This window comes from Speluncibacter jeojiensis (assembly GCF_029589495.1).
In the GTDB taxonomy this organism is placed as follows: domain Bacteria; phylum Actinomycetota; class Actinomycetes; order Mycobacteriales; family Mycobacteriaceae; genus Speluncibacter; species Speluncibacter jeojiensis.
The window spans coordinates 1-18,959 of sequence record NZ_JAAIVF010000008.1 but is presented as its reverse complement, the minus strand read 5'-3'; the positions used below and the strand labels follow the sequence as shown (position 1 = coordinate 18,959).

General features: G+C 67.9%; 23 protein-coding genes. All 23 read left to right on the top strand.

Annotation, left to right across the window (positions count from 1 at the left end; all coding sequences use genetic code 11):
- Window positions 1-91: 91 nt before the first annotated feature.
- Complete coding sequence (locus G4X40_RS20410) at window positions 92-697, top strand: hypothetical protein (RefSeq protein ID WP_277835270.1); 606 nt, start codon at window positions 92-94, stop codon at window positions 695-697.
- A gap of 15 nt (window positions 698-712) precedes the next feature.
- Window positions 713-1,096 (top strand): capsid cement protein, encoded by a 384-nt coding sequence (locus G4X40_RS20405; RefSeq protein WP_277835268.1) that lies wholly within the window; start codon window positions 713-715, stop codon window positions 1,094-1,096.
- 16 nt (window positions 1,097-1,112) lie between these two features.
- Complete coding sequence (locus tag G4X40_RS20400; RefSeq protein WP_277835267.1) at window positions 1,113-2,021, top strand: major capsid protein; 909 nt, start codon at window positions 1,113-1,115, stop codon at window positions 2,019-2,021.
- Between the two features lie 2 nt (window positions 2,022-2,023).
- Complete coding sequence (locus G4X40_RS20395) at window positions 2,024-2,419, top strand: Gp19/Gp15/Gp42 family protein (RefSeq protein WP_277835266.1); 396 nt, start codon at window positions 2,024-2,026, stop codon at window positions 2,417-2,419.
- 20 nt (window positions 2,420-2,439) lie between these two features.
- Complete coding sequence (locus G4X40_RS20390) at window positions 2,440-2,751, top strand: hypothetical protein (RefSeq protein ID WP_277835265.1); 312 nt, start codon at window positions 2,440-2,442, stop codon at window positions 2,749-2,751.
- A complete protein-coding gene (locus G4X40_RS20385) occupies window positions 2,751-3,080 on the top strand; it encodes a hypothetical protein (RefSeq protein ID WP_277835263.1) in 330 nt (109 codons plus the stop codon). The genes G4X40_RS20390 and G4X40_RS20385 overlap by 1 nt, the downstream gene beginning before the upstream one ends.
- Window positions 3,077-3,490, top strand: coding sequence for a phage tail termination protein (locus tag G4X40_RS20380; RefSeq protein ID WP_277835261.1), 414 nt, complete (start codon window positions 3,077-3,079; stop codon window positions 3,488-3,490). The genes G4X40_RS20385 and G4X40_RS20380 overlap by 4 nt, the downstream gene beginning before the upstream one ends.
- Before the next feature lie 86 nt (window positions 3,491-3,576).
- Window positions 3,577-4,473 (top strand): Ig-like domain-containing protein, encoded by an 897-nt coding sequence (locus G4X40_RS20375; protein WP_277835259.1) that lies wholly within the window; start codon window positions 3,577-3,579, stop codon window positions 4,471-4,473.
- 94 nt (window positions 4,474-4,567) lie between these two features.
- Complete coding sequence (locus G4X40_RS20370) at window positions 4,568-4,930, top strand: hypothetical protein (protein ID WP_277835258.1); 363 nt, start codon at window positions 4,568-4,570, stop codon at window positions 4,928-4,930.
- A gap of 2 nt (window positions 4,931-4,932) precedes the next feature.
- Window positions 4,933-5,355 carry a hypothetical protein gene (locus G4X40_RS20365; protein WP_277835256.1) on the top strand — a complete coding sequence of 141 codons (423 nt, stop codon included), beginning with the start codon at window positions 4,933-4,935 and terminating at the stop codon, window positions 5,353-5,355.
- Window positions 5,356-5,371: 16 nt separating this feature from the next.
- Entirely contained in the window at window positions 5,372-10,009 is a 4,638-nt protein-coding gene (locus G4X40_RS20360) for a transglycosylase SLT domain-containing protein (RefSeq protein ID WP_277835254.1), read from the top strand.
- Between the two features lies 1 nt (window position 10,010).
- Entirely contained in the window at window positions 10,011-10,985 is a 975-nt protein-coding gene (locus G4X40_RS20355) for a phage tail protein (RefSeq protein ID WP_277835252.1), read from the top strand.
- Window positions 10,982-12,628: a Gp37-like protein gene (locus G4X40_RS20350; RefSeq protein ID WP_277835250.1), complete on the top strand. Its 1,647-nt coding sequence runs from the start codon at window positions 10,982-10,984 to the stop codon at window positions 12,626-12,628. The genes G4X40_RS20355 and G4X40_RS20350 overlap by 4 nt, the downstream gene beginning before the upstream one ends.
- Window positions 12,628-13,233 (top strand): phage gene 29 protein family protein, encoded by a 606-nt coding sequence (locus G4X40_RS20345; RefSeq protein ID WP_277835248.1) that lies wholly within the window; start codon window positions 12,628-12,630, stop codon window positions 13,231-13,233. The genes G4X40_RS20350 and G4X40_RS20345 overlap by 1 nt, the downstream gene beginning before the upstream one ends.
- 19 nt (window positions 13,234-13,252) lie before the next feature.
- The gene (locus G4X40_RS20340; RefSeq protein WP_277835246.1) at window positions 13,253-14,119 is read left to right on the top strand and encodes a hypothetical protein; all 867 of its coding nucleotides are present in this window, start codon (window positions 13,253-13,255) and stop codon (window positions 14,117-14,119) included.
- Window positions 14,116-14,331, top strand: a complete 216-nt coding sequence (locus tag G4X40_RS20335) for an Acb2/Tad1 domain-containing protein (protein ID WP_277835244.1) — start codon at window positions 14,116-14,118, stop codon at window positions 14,329-14,331. Before G4X40_RS20340 ends, G4X40_RS20335 begins: the two co-directional genes overlap by 4 nt.
- Window positions 14,328-14,777, top strand: a complete 450-nt coding sequence (locus G4X40_RS20330) for a hypothetical protein (RefSeq protein ID WP_277835242.1) — start codon at window positions 14,328-14,330, stop codon at window positions 14,775-14,777. The genes G4X40_RS20335 and G4X40_RS20330 overlap by 4 nt, the downstream gene beginning before the upstream one ends.
- A 3-nt stretch (window positions 14,778-14,780) precedes the next feature.
- Window positions 14,781-15,191 carry a hypothetical protein gene (locus tag G4X40_RS20325; protein WP_277835241.1) on the top strand — a complete coding sequence of 137 codons (411 nt, stop codon included), beginning with the start codon at window positions 14,781-14,783 and terminating at the stop codon, window positions 15,189-15,191.
- Window positions 15,192-15,194: 3 nt separating this feature from the next.
- Window positions 15,195-15,929 carry a hypothetical protein gene (locus G4X40_RS20320; RefSeq protein ID WP_277835239.1) on the top strand — a complete coding sequence of 245 codons (735 nt, stop codon included), beginning with the start codon at window positions 15,195-15,197 and terminating at the stop codon, window positions 15,927-15,929.
- Complete coding sequence (locus G4X40_RS20315; protein ID WP_277835237.1) at window positions 15,926-16,825, top strand: hypothetical protein; 900 nt, start codon at window positions 15,926-15,928, stop codon at window positions 16,823-16,825. Before G4X40_RS20320 ends, G4X40_RS20315 begins: the two co-directional genes overlap by 4 nt.
- 75 nt (window positions 16,826-16,900) lie before the next feature.
- The gene (locus G4X40_RS20310; RefSeq protein WP_277835235.1) at window positions 16,901-17,317 is read left to right on the top strand and encodes a hypothetical protein; all 417 of its coding nucleotides are present in this window, start codon (window positions 16,901-16,903) and stop codon (window positions 17,315-17,317) included.
- 65 nt (window positions 17,318-17,382) lie between these two features.
- Entirely contained in the window at window positions 17,383-17,820 is a 438-nt protein-coding gene (locus G4X40_RS20305) for a hypothetical protein (RefSeq protein WP_277835233.1), read from the top strand.
- A gap of 29 nt (window positions 17,821-17,849) precedes the next feature.
- Window positions 17,850-18,959 (top strand): hypothetical protein (locus G4X40_RS20300; RefSeq protein WP_277835231.1); only part of this gene is annotated, 1,110 nt, incomplete at its 3' end.

The following is an 18,959-nucleotide window of genomic DNA, read 5'->3' as shown; positions in this document are numbered from 1 at the left end:
ATCTGACCCCGTAGCACACGCTGCGGGGTTTTTTCATGCCCGCGCCCTGGTGGTGTGGGTCAATCACGACGCCCCAGGAGGGTTGTTTCGCATGTCCGCTCCAATCTCCCCCGCCCCCGAACCGATCGTCGCGCCCACCCCGAACGATGCGCCCACGGTTGTGGAGCCGCAGACGAGCGCCGGGACGGCCACCCAGGCCCCGTCGCCGGCCCCCGAGCCGGAGCAGCCGGCCGACGAGGGTGGCCTGTCGCGCGAGGAGGCCCTCGCGGCGCTCGCGAAGGCCCGCAAGGACGCCGCGAAGTACCGCACTCAGGTGCGGGAACTCGAACCGCTCGCCCAGGCCGCCCGCGCTGCGGAGGACGCGAACAAGACCGAGCTGCAACGGGCAATCGAACGCGCCGAAGCGGCCGAGTCGCAGCTGTCGACGGCCGAACGCACCGCGCAAACCGCGCAGCTGGCGGCGAAGTACGCCATCCCCGAATCCCACTTCCGCTACCTCGTCGGTGACACGGCGGAGGAGCGGGAGGAAGCGGCCGTCGGCATCGCGCAGATGCTGCAGGCCGCGCAGGTGAGCGCCCCGGCGGCGCCGCCGTCCGATCGTCCGATCGAACACCTGAGGCCAGGTGCCTCGCCGCAATCTCCGGAGGCCCCTTCGGAGGAGTACCCCGCGTCCTGGATGCCAGGGCGCGGCAACTGATAGGAGAACCAGCTCATGACCAATGAGTGCATTCCCCTGTACCGGCCTGGCCAGGACGTGACCGCGACCGCCGGCGCCGCCATCACAGGGAAGACGTTCGTCGACATCACCGGCGCACTCAACGCCACCACCGGTGCCCTTCTGACCGTATCGCCGGCCACCGCCGCCGGAAAGGCGTTCGGTGTCGCCGCCCGCGATGCCGCGTCCGGTGGCCGTGTCGCCGTCATCCGGTCCGCGAAGGTCGTCATCCCCGTCGCTGCGGGCGGCACGTTCGCCGTCGGCGACGAGGTCGAGGTCGGCGCGGGAGCGAAGGCCGTCAAGTTGGCGTCCGGCACTGCTGTCGGCCGCGCCCTGACCGCTGGCGCAGCGAACGCTGACGCCTTCATCGAGCTGTACTGAGGAAAGGACTCTCACCATGGCTGACAACCCGACCTCGTACCCGCTCGGTGCGCCCACCGTCTCCGGTACGGCGATCACGGTCGACCTGATGCTCAAGGAGCCGACCCGGATCAACCGCTACCTGTCGGATCTGACGCTGAAGAAGTACTTCGCGGACCGGATCTTCGCGAACGGTGGCGCGCTGACCGGTGGTGCGGTCGTCTACTCGCAGCTGACGAAGAACGACCTGTTCCCGGACCGCGACGTGCAGAACGTCGAGCCGGGCGGCGAGTTCCCGATCGTCACCAGCTCGCGGCAGGCCCCGAAGGTCGCGCAGGTCGAGAAGTTCGGTGGCAAGTTCTTCGTCACCGACGAGGCCCGTGACCGCAACGACCCGCTCGCCATCCAGCAGGAGGGCACCAAGCTGGCCAACGCGATCCAGCGGGGCATCCACAAGCGGGCCTTGGCCACCCTCGAGGCGTCGATCACCGACACGGGCGCGGACGTCCAGGTGACCGGTGTGTCGTTCAAGAAGGCGACCACCACGAAGTCCGTGGACAAGACCGCGGCAACCGACCCGACGGCGAACTTCTCCGCTGTCGAGCTCAAGGCCGAGCAGCTCGAGCTGGGCATCGACTACAACCTGTGGATTGTCAACCCGCAGGAGATGTCGAACTTCCAGATGTTCTACGGCGAGAACTGGAAGAACGTCCTCGCGAACTGGAACGTCGACATGATCCCGTCGAACATCGTCACTGCCGGCAGCGCCTACGTGGTCGCCGAGCGGCAGGTCGGGCAGATGCTGCTCGAGAAGCCCCTGTCGACGGAGACGTGGCGCGAGGAGGCCACCGAGCGCACCTGGGTGCAGTCCTCGGTGCGTCCGGTGTTCGCCGTGACGAACCCGTACTCGGTGCTCAAGGTCACCGGCCTCGACGCGACTGCCTGACGATGAGCCAGTCGTTCGCGACTACGGACGACCTGCAGAAGCGTTGGCGGGGCTACAACCCCGCCGACGGGCAGGTCGCCGAGGAACTGTTGGTGGATGCCGCGCTGTGGCTCTCCGCATGGTTCCCGGGCGCCGCGGCCGCCGCCGAGACCAACCCGGAGTTGGCGCAGGCGCTGCTGATGGTGTCGTGCTCGATGGTCAAGCGGGCCTTGCTCAACGGGGACACCGAGGGTCAGGCGTCCAACAGTGAGACGGTGGGCCCGTTCGCGTACCAGGTGGCGTACCGCAACCCGGACGGGAACCTCTACATCCTCGCCGCCGAGCGAGATCTGCTGGCCCGGCTGCTCGGGCTCTCTGCTGGTGGCGCGGTGTCCATGAACGCCCCTGGCGGGCTGTGATGTGGCGCCGCGGACAGAAGGTGGTCGTGATCCGGCCGGCGCCGAAGGACAAGTTCGGCGATCCAGTCGGCACTGACAGTGAGCACCAGGTGGAGAACGTGGCTATCGACTGGTCCGGTACCAGCCTGAACAACGGCCACGGCGAACAGCTCGTGTCGGACGTCGTGCTGTACCTGCCGCCTGGTTCCGATATCCGCGGCGGTGACCGTGTCCGGCTCCCCGATGGCGACAAGTACGCGGTCCACGGCAAGCCGGGTGTGTGGCAGTCGCCGTTCACGGGCCGCCGGCCCGGCATCTCGGTGCCCCTGCAGATGGTGAAGGGCGGAGCCTGATGGACTACAAGCCCACCCCACGGTCAGATCCGAACGGGCTGGCCGGGCTGCTGCGGTCGCCGCAGATGCGGCGCCTGATGGCCGAGCGCGGCACCGTTGCACAGGCCCTGTACCGGCAGCGGGTCGCGAAGCGGACCGGTGACCTGGCCCGCATGGTGCGCGTTGAGACGTTCATCGGCGGCCGCCGCAAAGACCGGTGGTGCGCACGCGTAGTTGCGTTCGCGCCGCACGCCGCGTCCCACGAGTTCGGCACCAGCGCGGATGGCCGGCGCCCGCAGAAGGGTGCGCACGACTGGCCCGCGGTGCTCGAGCAGCTGAGGTCGCGGTGAATGAGTTCCCCGACCTCGACCCGATCCCGGCGTGGGCGGACCTCGAGGCGCTGATGTGCACGTACCTCGACCGGTTCGGGAACACGTGCACCGAGTACCCGGATCCGTCGGTGTTCGAGTCGATGCTGCCGGTCGTTCTGGTGCAGCGGGCCGGTGGCGGCTCTCCCGACGGGATCGTCGACGTCGCACCGATGGTCGTCGCTGTCACCGCTACGACCCGCGCCCAGTCGTGGCAGGTGATGAACCAGGTGCGGCGCGCGGTCAAGGCCGCCGAGCACGGCTGCGTCATCGACGACCAGGTCGTCATCGAGATGGCCGAGCAGGTGGGGCCGCAGGAGATTCCGCAGCTCAACCCCGACCAACGTGAAGTGCAGATGACGTTCCACGTGGCGGCCCGTCTGCCCCGCTGACACCCCGTTTGTGATCTACCGCGTGCTCGCCCGAGCCCGCGGCACTTCGTGATGCCCGCTCGGGCGCAACAACATTGGAGGATGACATGGCGAACGTGACGTACGCGTCGCTGGTCGACAAGAACGACAACCTGGTCATCGTGCCCCGCCAGTTGGCGGTGCTCGTCGCCCCCTACAGCACCCCCATCCCCGCCGCGCTGACCGACGCGACCGGTCTGGTCGGTCTGCCGGCCGGTTGGTCCAAGGCTGGCCAGATCAGCCGCGAGAAGGCCGAGCTGGCGATGGACGGTAAGACCGACAGCATCCAGGGCTACGGCTCGATGGTGCCGCGGCGGGTCATCAAGACCGAGGAGTCGATGCAGTTCAACTTCTCCAGCCAGGAGCTCAAGAAGCTGAACTACGAGCTGTTCTTCGGTCAGGACCTGTCCGATGTGCAGGTCGACGGCAACGGCGAGTGGCGCGCCTACAAGTCTGCGGCCGCGGACATCATGTACTACTCGGTGATCCTGATCGGCCGGGACGGCGGCGGCGCCCTCGAGGTATTCCCGTACTGGATCTTCCCGAAGATGTCGGCCAGCTCGTCCGGGTCGGTCTCGTTGGAGATGGCCAAGGCGCTCGAGTTCCCCATCTCGCTGAACGCCTACGAGGATCCCACCTTCGGTCCGGAGGGCTCGTACGTCGCGTACGGCATGGCCGGTCGCGGCAACATCGCGATCGCTGATCAGGCCGGATTCGGGCAGCCGATCACCGCCATCACCGTCACCCCGTCGACGAAGACCCTCGCCGCGGCTGCCACGCAGCAGCTGGCTGTGAAGGACTCGAACAACGTCGACCGCACAGCGCTGGCCGCCTACGAGTCCTCGGACCCGGCGAAGGCCACCGTCACCGCCGGCGGTCTGGTCACCGGTGTCGCCACCGGGTCGGCCACGATCACCGCCACCTACCAGGGCAAGACCGCCAGCTGCGCGATCACCGTGTCCTGACCGTCGTCTCCCCGCGCCGTGGACACCCCCTGCGCGGCGCGGGGAGGCTCCTTCGCCAATTCCACAGGGGCACAGAAGGACAGGGAGTGTTGTTGTGAGTGAGACCCGAAAGAAGATCAGCCGGTTCGAGCAGCTGCGTGAGCGCGCCGCTGCGACCGGGAAGCCGTCCGTCACCGACAACTACGTCCTCGGCGTCGACGACGGATTCGACCCGCCGATCGTCATCGCCAAGCCGGACCTGGACAAGCAGGAGACGCTGTTCTACCTGAACCGGGGCGGCGACGCGTTCGGTCTGCTCCGCGAGTTCGTCGGCAACGACGACTACGACCGCATCAAGGCGGCGATCAAGGACGATCCGCACGCCGACGCGCTGCTGGTGGAGATCGTCAAGGACATCACCGACCACTTCGCCGGCAAGGGAGCCAGCGATGTGCCGGGGGGCTCGAAGGCCTCGTAGACATGCTCGGCAGGTTCGGGCCGGCGCTGCGGTGGGATCTGCACCGTCTGCTCGGCCTGGACCTGAACGAGTGGCTACGAGGCGAACGTGACTGGCGGGACCTGTACGAGCTGAAGGACCAGCTCGAACTCGAGCAGGGATCCGCCTACCTTTCCGCGGTCCTGTCGGACCGTGAACTCGCCGAGCAGGCGGCGCACCTCCCCGAGCCCGAGCCCGGGCCCCCGCGGCTGCGCGGCTACACCACGCTCATGTCGCGACTCGATGACCTGCTCGACGCGGTGCTCAAGCTGCAGGCCACCACCGCGGGTGCAGACCCGCGGAAGGTGCCCGACATCACCCGACCGAAGCCCGAGGTCGACCTCGTGCGCCGCGAACTCGACGCGGAAGCGCTCGACGACTTCGTGGATCTGCTCCTCGGCATCTGACAAGGGAGGCCCTCCGGTGACCACCTACTCGGCCGGCAGCGCGGCTGTCACGATCCGCCCGGACCTCCGCGGGTTCCAACGCGCGATGACCGCCGAGTTGCGGCGGGTGAATGCCGACGCGCCGGTGTCGGTGGTGCCGGATCTGGCGGGATTCTCGGAGCGGTTGAAGGCGGACCTGCAGCGGATCACCGCTGAGGTGCCCGTCGCAGTGGTTCCGGACCTGTCCGGGTTCGGTGACCGGCTCAAGGCTGATCTACAGCGGATCAATGCGGAGGCCCCGGTCTCTGTGGTTCCTGACCTGTCAGGGTTCGCCGAGCGGTTGCGGACCGAGCTGGCGGCTATCAACGCGACCATGACGGTTGGCATCAATGTCGACGAGGCTGCGGCGCGCGTGCAGCTCGAGCAGTTGCGGCAGGCCGGCGGCACGATCCGTATGCGGGTCGATGTGGACCATTCGGTGCTCTCGCAGCTGACGAACAACCTTGGCTCGGCGCGCGGCGCTGCCGACGGTGCGGGCGAGTCGATGCGTGGCCTGTCGGCCATCAAGTTCGGTGGGACCATCGCGGCCGTCGGCTCGCTCATCGCGGCGCTCGGTGGTCTCGTTGGGGTGGCGGGCGGCGCGGCCGCCGGCCTCGGCGCGATCGGCGCTGCCGGTGTCATCGGCTCGACCGGTGTCGTCAACGCGTTCAGCGAGATGAAGAAGGCGTCCGACACCTCGACGTCGACGCAGGAGTCGAACGCGAAGGCCGTCCGGTCGGCGAACGAGTCGCTGTCCGATGCGATGGAGAACGCGGCCCGCACCCAGGTGCGCGGCCAGCAGCAGATCGAGTCGGCTGAGCGGAATGTGCAGTCGGCGCAGCGGAACTCGATTCAGGCGCAGCGTGACCTGTCCACGGCCCGCAAGGACGCGAAGGCACAGATCGACTCGCTCAACGACTCGTTGCGCTCCTCGGCGTTGGGTGAGCAGGAAGCGGAGATCGCGGTCCAGCGAGCCTATGAGGCGATGGTCAAGTCGCGCAGCGACGGCTCCTCTGGCCTGGACCAGAAGCAGGCGAACGTCGACTACGAGCGTGCGGTGCTGAACCTGCAGGAAGCGCGCAAGCGCACCCAGGAGTTGCAGCAGCAGACGCAGGAAGCGAACACCGCTGGTGTCGAGGGATCGAAGCAGGTCCTCGACGCGAAGCAGAAGATCGCCGACGCCGACGAGAAGTCCCGCGACGCGGTCAACCAGCTCAAGACGACCCAGACCGAGGCGGCTCAGTCGAACTCGGATGCGGCAAAGCAGGTCTCGCGCGCCCAGCAGGGCGTGGCCGACGCGATCGAGTCCGGCCAGTCGGCGGCGAACGGTCTCGCCGACGCGATGGCGAACCTGTCGCCGAACGCGCAGGCATTCGTACAGTCGATGCAGGCGCTGGGCCCGCAGTGGAAAGACCTGCGCATGGCGGTGCAGGACAACCTGTTCGCCGGGCTCGGTGATTCGGTTACGACGCTCGCGACGAACCAGCTGCCGCTGCTCGGCGGCGTGCTCGGCTCGGTTGCGACGTCGATCAACGGCGCGGTCAAGGACTCGGTGTCCTCCCTCGACGCCACTCTGACGCAGCTGGGTAACTCGGGTGCGTTCGCGCAGCTCACTGCCGGGGTGGACCAGGCGCTGCAAGGTATGGCGCCGCTGCTGACCGGTGTGGTCACCGCGCTGACCGACCTCGGCGGGCAGGTGCTGCCGTCGCTGGGGCCGCTGTTCGCGTCGCTCGGCGGCGCGCTGCAGACGATGGCGCCGGCGTTGGGGACACTCGGCGCGTCGCTGGCCGACACCCTCACACCCGTCATGCCGGTGCTGGCTCAGCTGATCTCCTCGCTGGCTTCCGGTCTCGCTCCGGTGCTGCCGGTGATCGGCGAGCTGCTGACGGCACTCGGCACCGCGCTGATGCCGCTGATCCCGCCGCTGTCGGACATGCTGCAGATCATCGGCACCGCGCTCGGTGACGCCATTGTCGCGCTGACGCCGGCGATCGGGCCGCTCGCCCAGGCGATCGTGTCGATCGTCGACGCGATCTCCCCGCTGCTGCCGCTGGCCGGTGAGCTGATCGGGAAGCTGGTCGAGGCCCTGGCGCCGGCGCTGACGACGATCGCGCAGGCCCTGCAGCCGGTGATCGAGCAGTTCGCGAACGCGCTGCAGCCCGTCCTCGCGGTGCTGATCCCCATCATCGGGCAGGTGGCGCAGGTCCTCGCGCAGGTGCTTGTGCAAGCGCTGCAGGCGCTTTCGCCGCTGCTGGTGCAGATCGGTCCGCTGTTCGCGCAGCTGCTGACCGCGCTGATGCCGCTTCTGCCGCCGATCCTGGACCTCGCGATGAAGCTGCTGCCGCCGCTGGTCCAGATCATCCAGTCGCTGTTCCCGGTCGTGGTGACGGCGATCCAGATTTTCACCCAGCTGGTGAACCTGCTGATGCCGATCCTGATCCCGGTCATTGAGAAACTCGGCGACATCGTCGCGACGGTGGCGCAGAAGCTCGCAGACCTGATCTCGTGGGCGATCGACAAGGTCGTCATGCCGACACTGCGGGCGCTCAAGGATTTCCTGACGAACGGCGTCGGCCCGGTGTTCTCGTGGCTGTACGACAACGTCGTCAAGCCGGTGTGGGACAAGATCTCGTCGGCGATCGACCTAGCGTGGAATCGCGTCATCAAGCCAGCGTGGGACGCCCTCAAGGACGGGATGACCGGTGTCGGTTCGGTGATGCACTCCGTGGCCGACACCATCGGCCGGATTTGGGACGGGATCCTCAACACGATCCGTAACGCAGTCCGCACGGTCGGTGGCCTGCTGAAGAAGGTGCCCGGGTTCATCCCCGGCTCGGACAAGGCCCACGACCTCGGTAACGCGCTGGTCGACTGGGCGAACAAGAAGGCGTCGGGCGGGAAGATCGTGGGCCCTGGCGGCCCGCGAGACGATGTGATCCCGGCGCTGCTGTCGAACGGCGAGTTCGTCGTCAACGCAGCCGCGACGTCCCGGAACCTGCCGCTGCTCGAGGCATTGAACAGCAACCGGTTCGCCGACGGCGGCCGGGTCGCACTATCGCGGGCGCAGGCGTATGCGCAGTCCCACGATGGTGAGGACTACGACTACGGCGGCGCGAACGGCGGTGTCGACTGCTCGCTCTACACCTCGGGTGTCACCGCCGCGCTACTCGACCGCGACCCCGGCGTGCGGCTGTTCAACACCGAGTCGGACTTCCCGCAGCTCGGGTTCCAGGAGGGCAGCGACAAGGACGGCTGGTCGATCGGCATCCACCGCGGTGGTGGCGGCCCGAACTCGCATATGGCCGGCACATTAGCCGGTGTCAACGTCGAGTCGTCGGGCGCGGGCGTGCACTACGGCCCGGGCGCTGCGGGCGCGGACGATCCGCAATTCGAGCTGCACTACTTCCTGCCGCGGAACCTGTGGAGTCCGCCGGACACCGGCGGCGACGGCGGTGTCGCCGGGCTCAAGGGTGTTCCCTCCCCGGGGAACTACGGCGGCACCGGCGGTTCTCAGGTGTCGATGCCGTCCGGCGGATACACGCCGGCACCGGGCGGATACCCGTCCACCAGTCCCACCACTGCTGGTGCCGGTACTGGAACGGATACGGGCGGTCCGGACCTGTCGGGGTCGATCTCGGATGCGTTTGGGAACGCGGCGAAGGCGTTCGTGACGGGCCAGATCTCCGATGCGCTCGGCACGGTCGGCGTCAACGATGAGGTGCCGCCGATCGTGCAACTCGGTGCGGGGCTACTGCAGGGCAAGTACCGCACCCCGCCGCCGGCACCGAAGGACAGCGGGTCGGGCCAGTACGCGCCCGGCGCGGCACCGCTGCTCCCGAAGGCCGGCACCGCGCCAGCACTACCAAGTGGTGGCGGGGCGTGGACGCCGCACGAGGCACCAAAGCTCGGCGCCGCTACCCCCGACCCGTCGGAGGCCGGGGTCGTCAAGTACGACCCCGCCGGTGGGGCCGAGCAGTGGCGTGGCCTGGTCCAGTCGGTGTTCGAGCAGGCCGGGTGGAACAGCGACAAGCCGACCGTGAACGCGGTGATCGGGCAGATCCAGATCGAGTCCTCGGGTGACCCGAACGCGCAGAACAACACCGACAGCAACGCAGTGGCCGCCGACCCATCGGTCGGCCTGCTGCAGGTGATCCGGTCGACGTTCGAGTCGTACCGGTCGACGCAGTACCCGGATGACCAGCGGGACCCGGCGGCGAACATCTACGCCGCCGCGAACTACGTCATCTCGGATCCGAAGTTCGGGGGCCGCGGCATTGCCGGGGTGTGGCCGACCACCGCCGGCTATGCGACCGGCGGCCCGGTCATCGGACCCGGGACGGGCACGTCGGATTCGATCCCGGCGCTGCTGTCGAACGGTGAGTTCGTCGTCAACGCGCTCGCCGCGCGCGCGAACATGCCGCTCCTCGAGGCGATCAACTCCGGATCCGCGCAGATGGCGGCCGGCGGGGTCCTCGCCGCGCGCGTGTCGGTTCCCCAGCAGGCCACAGCGGCGTCGCCGCAACGGGCGGTGGAGGAGCACGTCCACTACCACGTCGCGGACATGGATGAGGCGATCCGCAAGGAACGCACCCGACAGAAGCAAGACGCGCTGACGTTCGCGCCGAGGAGGGGGTGACGTGGTGGGCAAGGCTGCACTGATTGAGCTCGAGGGCGTGGACGGCACCATGTTCACGCTCTCGGGCCTGGGCATGGGCAACCGGGGTGTGGAGTTGGCGACCGATCCGGACGGCCTCTACGACGCGCCGGTGAAGACGATCCTGTTGGCGGCGGCGTTCCAGACCGGTGCGAGCTACGGCGGAAAGCGGATTCTGCACCGCGACATCGTGTTCGGTGTCAACGTGTTCGGCAGCAAGCAGGTGTCGTGGGAGTTCGCCGACTCCGAGTGGCGCAAGGCGTGGTCGTACGACCACGACTGCAAGCTGTGGATCACCACGGAGGAGTCGCGCCGGTTCCTGCGGGTGCGCCTGTCGGAGCAGCCGCGGTTCAAACCTGCCCGTGACCCTCGTCTGAACGAGTACGGGCAGGTCACCATGACGGTCCGCGCCTACAACCCCTGGTGGTGGGAGGACGACGTCACCGCCACGTGGACGTCGAAGACGGACACCCAGCCGGTCGACGCATCGTCGGAGACCGGCCACAAGGTGGAGATCGACACGATCCCGGTGTCGAACCCGACGGACAACCCGATCTGGCTGGTGTGGCAACCGCAGTCGGTTCCCGGCGCGAAGACGCTGCTGCCCGACTTCTCCTGGGGTAGCGACGAGTTCGAGCGGGCCGACGAGGATGCCGAGCGGCAGATCTGGATGCCGGCCCCGTCGATCGCGGGTCAACGCATCCTCGTCGACACCGACCCGGAGGCGATCGACGGGCAGGTCGTGACGTTCCTGCAGGCCGCCGACGGCAGGCTCGGCAAGCCGAACTCCGGTGAGCCGCTGTGGGCGCAGATGGGCGGCATCGCGTTCGTGTACCCGCTCCCGCCGTACACACCGGAGGTGCAGGTGCCCGTGGGCGTATCGAACGCACCGGCCGGGTGGTCCGTGCAGGTGCGGTGCCGGCGGCCGTGGTCGCGGCCGTGGGGGCTGCAGTCATGACGGCGCCGGTACTCGACCCTCAGGTCGACTTCGATGCCGCGTTCGAGCAGATCACCGAGCAGCTGCGCGGCGACCAGGCGTCCCGGATCGTGCCGCCGCTGGTACGGCTGTGGGACGGCGACTGGAACCTCCGCGGGATCTGCAAGCGGGAGAACTCGGCGAACTTCCAGCTCCTCGACAACGAGACCGGGACCGGCGCGCTCGAAATGCCAGTCGACTACTTCCTCGCGAAGTGGGCGTACCAGGTCAAGGCACGCAAGACCACGAACATCCACATCACCGTCGACAAGGACGGGGCCCGCTGGTCGGGCCGGATGGACGAATGCCTGATCGTCCACAACGACAAGGGCGAACGTGTCGTCCGGATCCTGTTTAAGCACGACTACGAGGAACTCAAGCACATCCTCGTGTGGTCGAATCCGTTCCTGCCGGCGGAGATTCAGTTCCCGAAGCTGTGGGTGCTGTTCGGGCCGGCGAAGTGGGCGCTGAAGACGACGCTGCTGGTCAACATCATGCGGCTCGAGGCGTCGCTGTGGATGCTGCCCGACGACCCGATGAACCCGAACGGCTGGTTCAACTTCGACCAGTCCACCTGGTCGATGGTCGTCAAGCCCGACACCGAACCAGACCGGTCGGTGCCGGCGATCGTGCACTCACGGTTCAAGACGATGCACGAGACGTCGCAGCACACCGCTGCGGACGCCCAGTTGTCGTGGGAGGCGCGCCGCTACCTCGCCGGTGACCCGCCGCCGTGGCCGGGCGCGAACCTCCGGCCTGGCTGCCTGGTGTTCGACCTGGTCGACAAGTCCGCGTGGAACACCGGCACATCGTTCGGTGGCGACCTGTTCGGTGGGCTGATCCGTGAGCTGATCAACATCGGCGGCGACGGCATGACCGAAACCGTTGAGACGGTGCCGGATCCGAACATCCCGGACCAGTACCGGCAACCCGGGTTCAAGGGCACGATCCCGTCGATGCCCGCGGTCGTCTTCCGTGACGGCGAACACACCGGCATCCAGTCCGCGCAGTTCTCGATCAAACCCGCGACCGACGTCGGCATGGTCGCCGGCGGTAAGTCCGCGCCGGGCGTCAACGAGGCCATCTCGGCCGCGATCATCGGCATCGGTGGGTTCCTCGGTTCCCTGTTCGGCCAATCCCAGATCGGGCCCGCAGTGGACGCGGTCTTGAAGCCCCTGTACTGGGACACGGTCGCCGCGTGGGGTAAGTGGAAGGACACCGGCCGCGCAAGGGATCTCGGCTGGTCGCACTACCACGAAGGCATCGCACCCGGCGGGGACCGCGCCTACACGCTGTCGTGGCTCCTCGCGATGCGCACCGGCATGTGGCAGACCCGGGGAACGACCAGCCACACCGTCACCGTCGTCGACGGGTGTCCGTGGCGGATCGGTGAACGCGGCCATGGTCACTTCTTCCTCGGCGACCGCATCGGCACGACCGTGCGAGAGATGCCCGGCCAGATCTTCGTCGACCGGGTCTCCGAACTCGTGCTGGCGTGGGATCGAGACACCTGCCCGACATGGAAGATCACCGTCGGCGCGCGGCAATTCGAGGACCCCGTCATCAAGTTGTTCTCCGTCGCCCAGGACTTCATGGGCATGCTCCACGACCTAGGAGTGATGTAGTGGCACAACGCCTTCCCACCCTCGATACGTGCGACCCGGACGATCCGCGCGACGCCTTCCAGTGGGCGCTCGTCGCGCTGCCGTTCGGTCCCGGTCAAGGGATGACGATGCACCACGACACCCGCGGTGACTGGTCGAAGCACTTCCACGACCTTGCGTTCGTGCACGGACCATCGTTGGCGAAGCTCGCGGACGAGAACGGGATGATCCACGTCTCCCAGCTGCCCGAGCAGAAAATCAAGTACCGGGCGCCGTGGCGGGGCCAGCAGCACGCGCTGAACGCGTCCGGGTCGTGGGTGCCGATCAACGACGACGACCCGGAGCCGCCGCCGATCCCGAACATGGCCGAGTACACCGCCCATGAGCAAGAGGTCGTCGCCGAACAACTCCGCTACACCGGCGTGGTGAAGGACAAGCCGCCGGCCGTCGATCTCGCGAAGGTCGCTATGCCGCCACGCGACCAGTTCAACCCGACCGATCACTCCCCCTCGACCGTCAACGGCTACCTCATGGCGGCCGGTGAGCAGGAGCGGCGCCGGGTGTTGGCGGTGGAGATGACCGGCAAGCATCGCGACCAGATCCTCCGCAAATGGCCAGCCGAATGATCCTGGAAGGACCACTCCCGTGACAGACACCCTCTACGCCGACGTCTCCGAATGGCAGGCACCGGTCAACGACTCCTACCCGCACCGGGTGCTGTGCATCCGGTCGAACGATGGCACCTACCGGGATCGGAACTGGTGGCAGAACCTGAACTGGTGCGAGGCCGCGTGCGACTCGGGCAGGCTCGAGTTCTTCATCGTGTACTTCGTGTGGCGCCCGAACTGGCAGGAGACCGTCGACGCTCTCAAGGCCAACGTCGGTGTCCCGCATTCGCGGATGGCCGTGATGATCGACGTCGAGTCGTGGGGCGGGCAGATCAGTGGCGACCAGTCCGACGGAATCAACAAGGCCTACTGGGCCATCGCCGACTGGCTCGGCGACAAGCGGCGGGTCATCGGCTACGGCAACACCTACGACCTGAACACCCTGTGGCGCACCAAGCCCGACGGCATCCGCCTGGTCGTCGCCGGATACGGACAGCAACCCGACTACCCGGGCATGGTCGCGCACCAGTACACCGACGGCCAGGGCTACGGCGGAGGCCTACCCGAGGGCGCGCCGCCGTTCGGGAACTGCGACATGAACGCCGCCAACGGCCTCGACCCCGCCGGGTTTGCCGCCGCGTGCGGTATCGGCACCACCTCATCCCCCACACCAGGAGGTCCACTGATGGCCCTGTCCGACGCCGAGCAGCGCGAACTGCTCGATAAAACCCGCGCGATCCACGCCGCACTCTGCGCACCGCGGCCCTCGCTCATCAAGCCCACCGACGGGGCCCCGCCCGCACAGTTCGACCTGCCGACGTTCGTGCAGTGCGCCGACGCCGCCACCTACCGCACCGAGCGGACCGTCGCCGAGATCGCCAAGAAGCTGGGAGTGACGGCGTGAGCGACATCGAGAACCGGTTCGACTTCCATCCCGCGGCGACCGCGGACCGGCGGGCGGCGCACGAGAGCATCCGCGAGGGCTGCAAAGCGCTCGCATTGTTCCTCGAGGCGAAGGTGCCCGTTGGCCGTGAGAAGGCCCTGGCACTCACCAAGGTCGAAGAGGCCATGTACTGGGCAAACGCGGCAATCGCCCGTCAGGAGGACTGCCAGTGAACACCCTCATCGCGAAGTGGCCAGCCATCCGCCAGGCCACCTACGGTGTCCTGTCCGCGGTGCTCGCGGTCGCCGGCGGATTCGGTCTGGTCACCGCCGACCAGACCGACCAGCTGCTCGCCGCCACCGCATCCATCCTCGGAGCAGCAAGCCTCATCGTCGCCGGTCTACACGTGGACCGCGGCCCGAAACCGGCCCCGCTGTCCGAAGACGGTCTCGCGCACGTGATCACCACCGCGGTCAAGGCCGCACAGCCCGCACCCACCATGCAGCCCCCGGCCATTCACACGGTCAACGTCGACCCGGGCCTGGACCTGTACCAGCTCGAGGATCGAATCCGGCAGAAGATGACCGCTCAGTTCCCGCGCGCGACCGTGGCGGTCAACCTGGGCGCCGCCGCGGTCGATGCTGCGCGCCGCGAACTCGAGCAGCAACTCGGTCGGTGACCGGTGGGTGAGGACCAGCTCGTCCCCGACGAGGCCACCCACCATCCCATCGTCATCTGGGCCGCGGTGCTCGTCATCGCGGTCCTGCTGATCGCGATCGGCAGCCGCAAACTCGCGGCCATCGTCTCGCCCGGATGGGAGTGGTGGGTGAACCGGCACGACCGACGAATCCAACGGCAAATCCGCATCGAAGCCGACGCACGGCTGCTCCACGACGAGCGTGTCGGGATCCTGCTCGACCGGATCGACGGCCTCACCGCCGAGATCGCCGCGCAACGGCAGGAGCTGACCAGGCAACGCGACGAGGAACGCACTCGCGCCGAGGCATACGCGCGTGAACTCGCCGGCGTGCGCAGCCAGCTGGACAAGGCCCTCGATGAGATCCGCGCCTTGAAGGACGCCCAGGAGGTGTAGCCGATGACCACACCAGGCGGTGCGGCACCAGATGGGGCGTGGCAGTACGGCAGCCGGTACGGGCAGGACATCACCGAAGCGTCGGCGAAGGCGATGATCCGCGGCCAGGGCGCGCCCGGCTACGAGTCAGCCGACGACCACTGGAAAGGCGAGATCGACAAGTTCGCTGCCGATCTCGACGCCGTCCGCGACGGGCAGATCGGCCTGGGTGACCGGGTCGATCTGCTCGAGGGCGCGCAAGGCTACTGCTGCCTGTTCATGTCGCGGAACTGGAACGTGCCGGGCGGGCGTTGGATCGTGTTGCCGTTCGACACGCAACTCGGGCCGAACGTCGGTGCCAGCCCGTACTCCGGTGCTGGGATTGTGTTCGGTTCGCAGGGCTTGTGGCGAGCGGATGCCCACGTGACGTTCTACCCGCCGCCGGCCTCATGGTTCGGGTCGACGACGTACGTGTTGGCGCAGCTGTCGATCGTGGTGATGAACGGCGGATACGAGTTCTCCCGCAAGACATTCGACATCGTCATCACGTCGGCCGGCGCCGAGACGGCGGCCTTCTCCCACACATTCGTGTTGCCGGGTCCGAACTACTCCGTGCACCTCGAGCTGAAGCACCAGCAGTCCGGCGCATGGATCTACGGCGGCACCACCCGCAGCGCGCTGTCGGTGAACAAGTGGTCGGTCGGCGTAGACAATGCGTTGGTGCTGCCGACCGTCCCTGACGGCGGGACGCTGACATGACCACCCCGGGTGGTCACGCCCCGGACGGTGCGTGGGTGGTTGGGTCCCGATACGGGCAGGACATCACCGAGGCCTCAGCTGAGGAGCTGATGACGCGGCCCGGGCGAACCGCGTACGAGGCCGCGGCCGGTTCATTCCGCGAATGGCGCGAGCAGTACCGGTCGTCGATCGCCAACATGAAGGACGGCCAGCTCGCGCTGAATGGCCGCACCGACCTGCTCAAGAACGTCTCCGGCTATGGGTGCGCGGTGATGGGCCGGAACTGGCAGCTGCCGCATGGGTCGATGGTCGTCATGCCGTTCGACCGGCAGGTCGGCCCGACCAAGCACGTGAGCATCGTCAGTGAGGACCAGTACCACGGACGGCTGTGCTTGAAGGCCGGCGGTCTGTGGCGGGTCGATGCTCTTCTGTCGCTGCGCTACCAGGCGTTCACCAGACAGGTCACACTCGAGCCGCTGTACCCCGGTGGGCCGATGATCGTCCACACCTACGACTACGAGAAGACAGTCACCCCGTCGTACACGATCGAGGTCCTTGACTCCCAAGGGAATGTGTTCTCCCCGAAGGTGTTCCAGGGCACCTCGGCAGTGACGAACTGGTGGGCGAAGGACTCTGGCGGCTCGCCGACCAGGTCGCAATCGAACGCGTTCAGCACCACTTTCGTGGTGCCGGAGATGCCGCCCGAGGACGATCCCGACGCCCCGAACCACTGGTGCTATGTGCGGGTCTCGGCGCAGTGGACCAGCGTGGCCCAGCCCAACTCGTTGTTCTCCGACTCGTTCGGGAAGTTCCTCGGCGGCACGGAGAAGTCCGGCCTCTACGCGTCGCGCTGGTCCCGCGACGTCAACCACGTCAACTACCAGCCGACCGTTCCCGACGGCGGCACCCTCAGCTGATCGGAGACCTGATGTGTTTGTGATGTGGAAGATCCTCCGCTACGTGGCGCTGTTCCAGTTCGGCCGGGTGATCGCGTGACGATCATCTCGGAGCGGATCGCCGACCTGGCTGGCGTTCCTGAAACCGGCACGGTGACGTTCTGGACAACGGTGTTGCGGGAGAACGACACCCACACCGGCACCGTGACCACCAGGCGGCACTCGTTCTTGGTCGTCGCCGGGCTGCTGACGACCACCGACCTCGACCCGGGCCCAGCGCGGGTACAGATCGGACCCCACGCCTACGACGTCGTGATCCCCGAGTCGACGGCGCCGATCCGGCTGTGGCCGCTGATCGACGCCGCACTCCCCGCGGCGCTGCCGCCCGGCACCGGGTGGATCCGCGATGGCGGCGGCATCGCCCGCGGCCAGGCACTCACCTCGACCGAGTACGCGGCGATCACGACACCCGATCCGGACAGCCTCTACTTCATCGTCGACCCCACCGCCTGACCCACCCATCTACCGAAGGCCCACCTCGAGCGAGGTGGGCCTTGTCATGCCCGAGGAGGCAACCCATGGCATCCACCGCCAAGCTGTACGGCCTGTTCGCCAAGTCGATGGCGAACAAGGAACTCAACCTCACCACCGACACGCTGAAGATGATGCTGGTCGGCAACAGCTACACCCCGGACCAGGACACCCACCAGTACAAAAACTCGGTCACCGGCGAGGTGTCGGGCACCGGGTACACCGCCGGCGGGGCGACCCTGGCGAACGTCTCCCTCGCCTACGACGCGGCCTCGAACACATTGAACCTGAAGGCCGACAACGTCACCTGGCCGGCATCGACGGTCACCGCCTACTACGCGGTCGTCTACGACGCCTCCCCCGGAACCGACCAGACCAGGCCGCTGATCTGCTACATCGACTTCGGCGGACCCGTGTCCACGACGGCGGGCACGTTCCAGATCACGTGGGACTCCAACGGCATCATCGGCCTGACTGCATCCTGACCTGCTCGACCCTGAGATAGGAGGTGGCCGTGGCGGGCATCTACAAGCGCGGTCGGGCGGTGACCGCGATCCGGCTCGGCACACACCACGTCACGCGCGTGTTCCTCGGCGACAAGCTGGTGTGGGACGGCACGGTGTCACAGATCGTCACCGTCACCCGCGCCCGATCAGCCGGGAAGGCGTTCGTCCCTGGTATGCGTGCGGATGCCGCCACGGTCGCCAAGAAGGCGCAAGGCTACGGGCACGCACACAACGTGCTCGCCGCCTCGGCAGGATCGACGGTCACACCACCGCGGGCCTCGCTGGTCGAGTCAGGGCATGTCCCGGTGGTGACAGCGGACGCGAACGTGTTCGTCTCCCGCGCAGCATGGTCCGGGTCGGCGATCGCGCCGGCGAATGTCGGGTTCCTGTCCGATGGGACGATCCTCGCCGGGCGTGCCGCGTCCGCGTGGGTGGCCCGCCCGCCAGAGCTGCTGGCCGAGGCGTTCCCGGAGCCAGTGTCGCAGTCTCGCGGGTTCGGGCAGGCGTACGCGCCGACCGTCACCGGCGGCGCGGAGGTCACCCCGACTCGCGCTGACAGCTCGCTCGCCGGGCATCGCCCGGTCGTCTCGGGCGAGGGCCTACGGGTTCCGCGCGCGGCGGGCGTGTGGCGGGTGCATCAGCCGATGGTGTCGGTCGCCCCCTACCCCAGCAACGCGACGTTCCCCGGCGATGGGGTGTTCCCCGGCGGTGAGCAAACGTCATGGAGCGCGAACACCGCCGCAGACCGAGCGGTCGGCACGTGGCAGGCACGTCCGCCGACCGTTCAGGCGCTTCCCGGCGTGGTGCCGACGTATGTTGGTGCGCTCGCCGCCTCGACCACGACGGCTTCACTGTCGGCGGTCCCGCCATCTGGGGTGCAGGCCGGGGATCTGCTGGTCTGGATCATCACCACCTGGGATGCGACGATCCCCACAGTCCTGTCCGGGTGGACACTGTCCGCCGCGACGGATGGCTCGGGCGGGGTGTCATCCCGCACGTACGTGTACTCGCGGCGCGCGGTCGACGGCGGAACCGCCGGTGCCGCGGCGCTGTCGAACGCTCCGTCAGGTGGCGAACACCTGGGCACTGTGGTGGCGGTGCGCGGCTCGCTCGGCGTG

Excerpts from the sequence above, each read along its gene's own strand:
- G4X40_RS20410 (WP_277835270.1), top strand. The coding sequence starts at position 92 with ATGTCCGCTCCAATCTCCCCCGCCCCCGAACCGATCGTCGCGCCCACC.
- G4X40_RS20405 (WP_277835268.1), top strand. The coding sequence starts at position 713 with ATGACCAATGAGTGCATTCCCCTGTACCGGCCTGGCCAGGACGTGACC.
- G4X40_RS20400 (WP_277835267.1), top strand. The coding sequence starts at position 1,113 with ATGGCTGACAACCCGACCTCGTACCCGCTCGGTGCGCCCACCGTCTCC.
- G4X40_RS20395 (WP_277835266.1), top strand. The coding sequence starts at position 2,024 with ATGAGCCAGTCGTTCGCGACTACGGACGACCTGCAGAAGCGTTGGCGG.
- G4X40_RS20385 (WP_277835263.1), top strand. The coding sequence starts at position 2,751 with ATGGACTACAAGCCCACCCCACGGTCAGATCCGAACGGGCTGGCCGGG.
- G4X40_RS20375 (WP_277835259.1), top strand. The coding sequence starts at position 3,577 with ATGGCGAACGTGACGTACGCGTCGCTGGTCGACAAGAACGACAACCTG.
- G4X40_RS20365 (WP_277835256.1), top strand. The coding sequence starts at position 4,933 with ATGCTCGGCAGGTTCGGGCCGGCGCTGCGGTGGGATCTGCACCGTCTG.
- G4X40_RS20350 (WP_277835250.1), top strand. The coding sequence starts at position 10,982 with ATGACGGCGCCGGTACTCGACCCTCAGGTCGACTTCGATGCCGCGTTC.
- G4X40_RS20320 (WP_277835239.1), top strand. The coding sequence starts at position 15,195 with ATGACCACACCAGGCGGTGCGGCACCAGATGGGGCGTGGCAGTACGGC.
- G4X40_RS20315 (WP_277835237.1), top strand. The coding sequence starts at position 15,926 with ATGACCACCCCGGGTGGTCACGCCCCGGACGGTGCGTGGGTGGTTGGG.
- G4X40_RS20305 (WP_277835233.1), top strand. The coding sequence starts at position 17,383 with ATGGCATCCACCGCCAAGCTGTACGGCCTGTTCGCCAAGTCGATGGCG.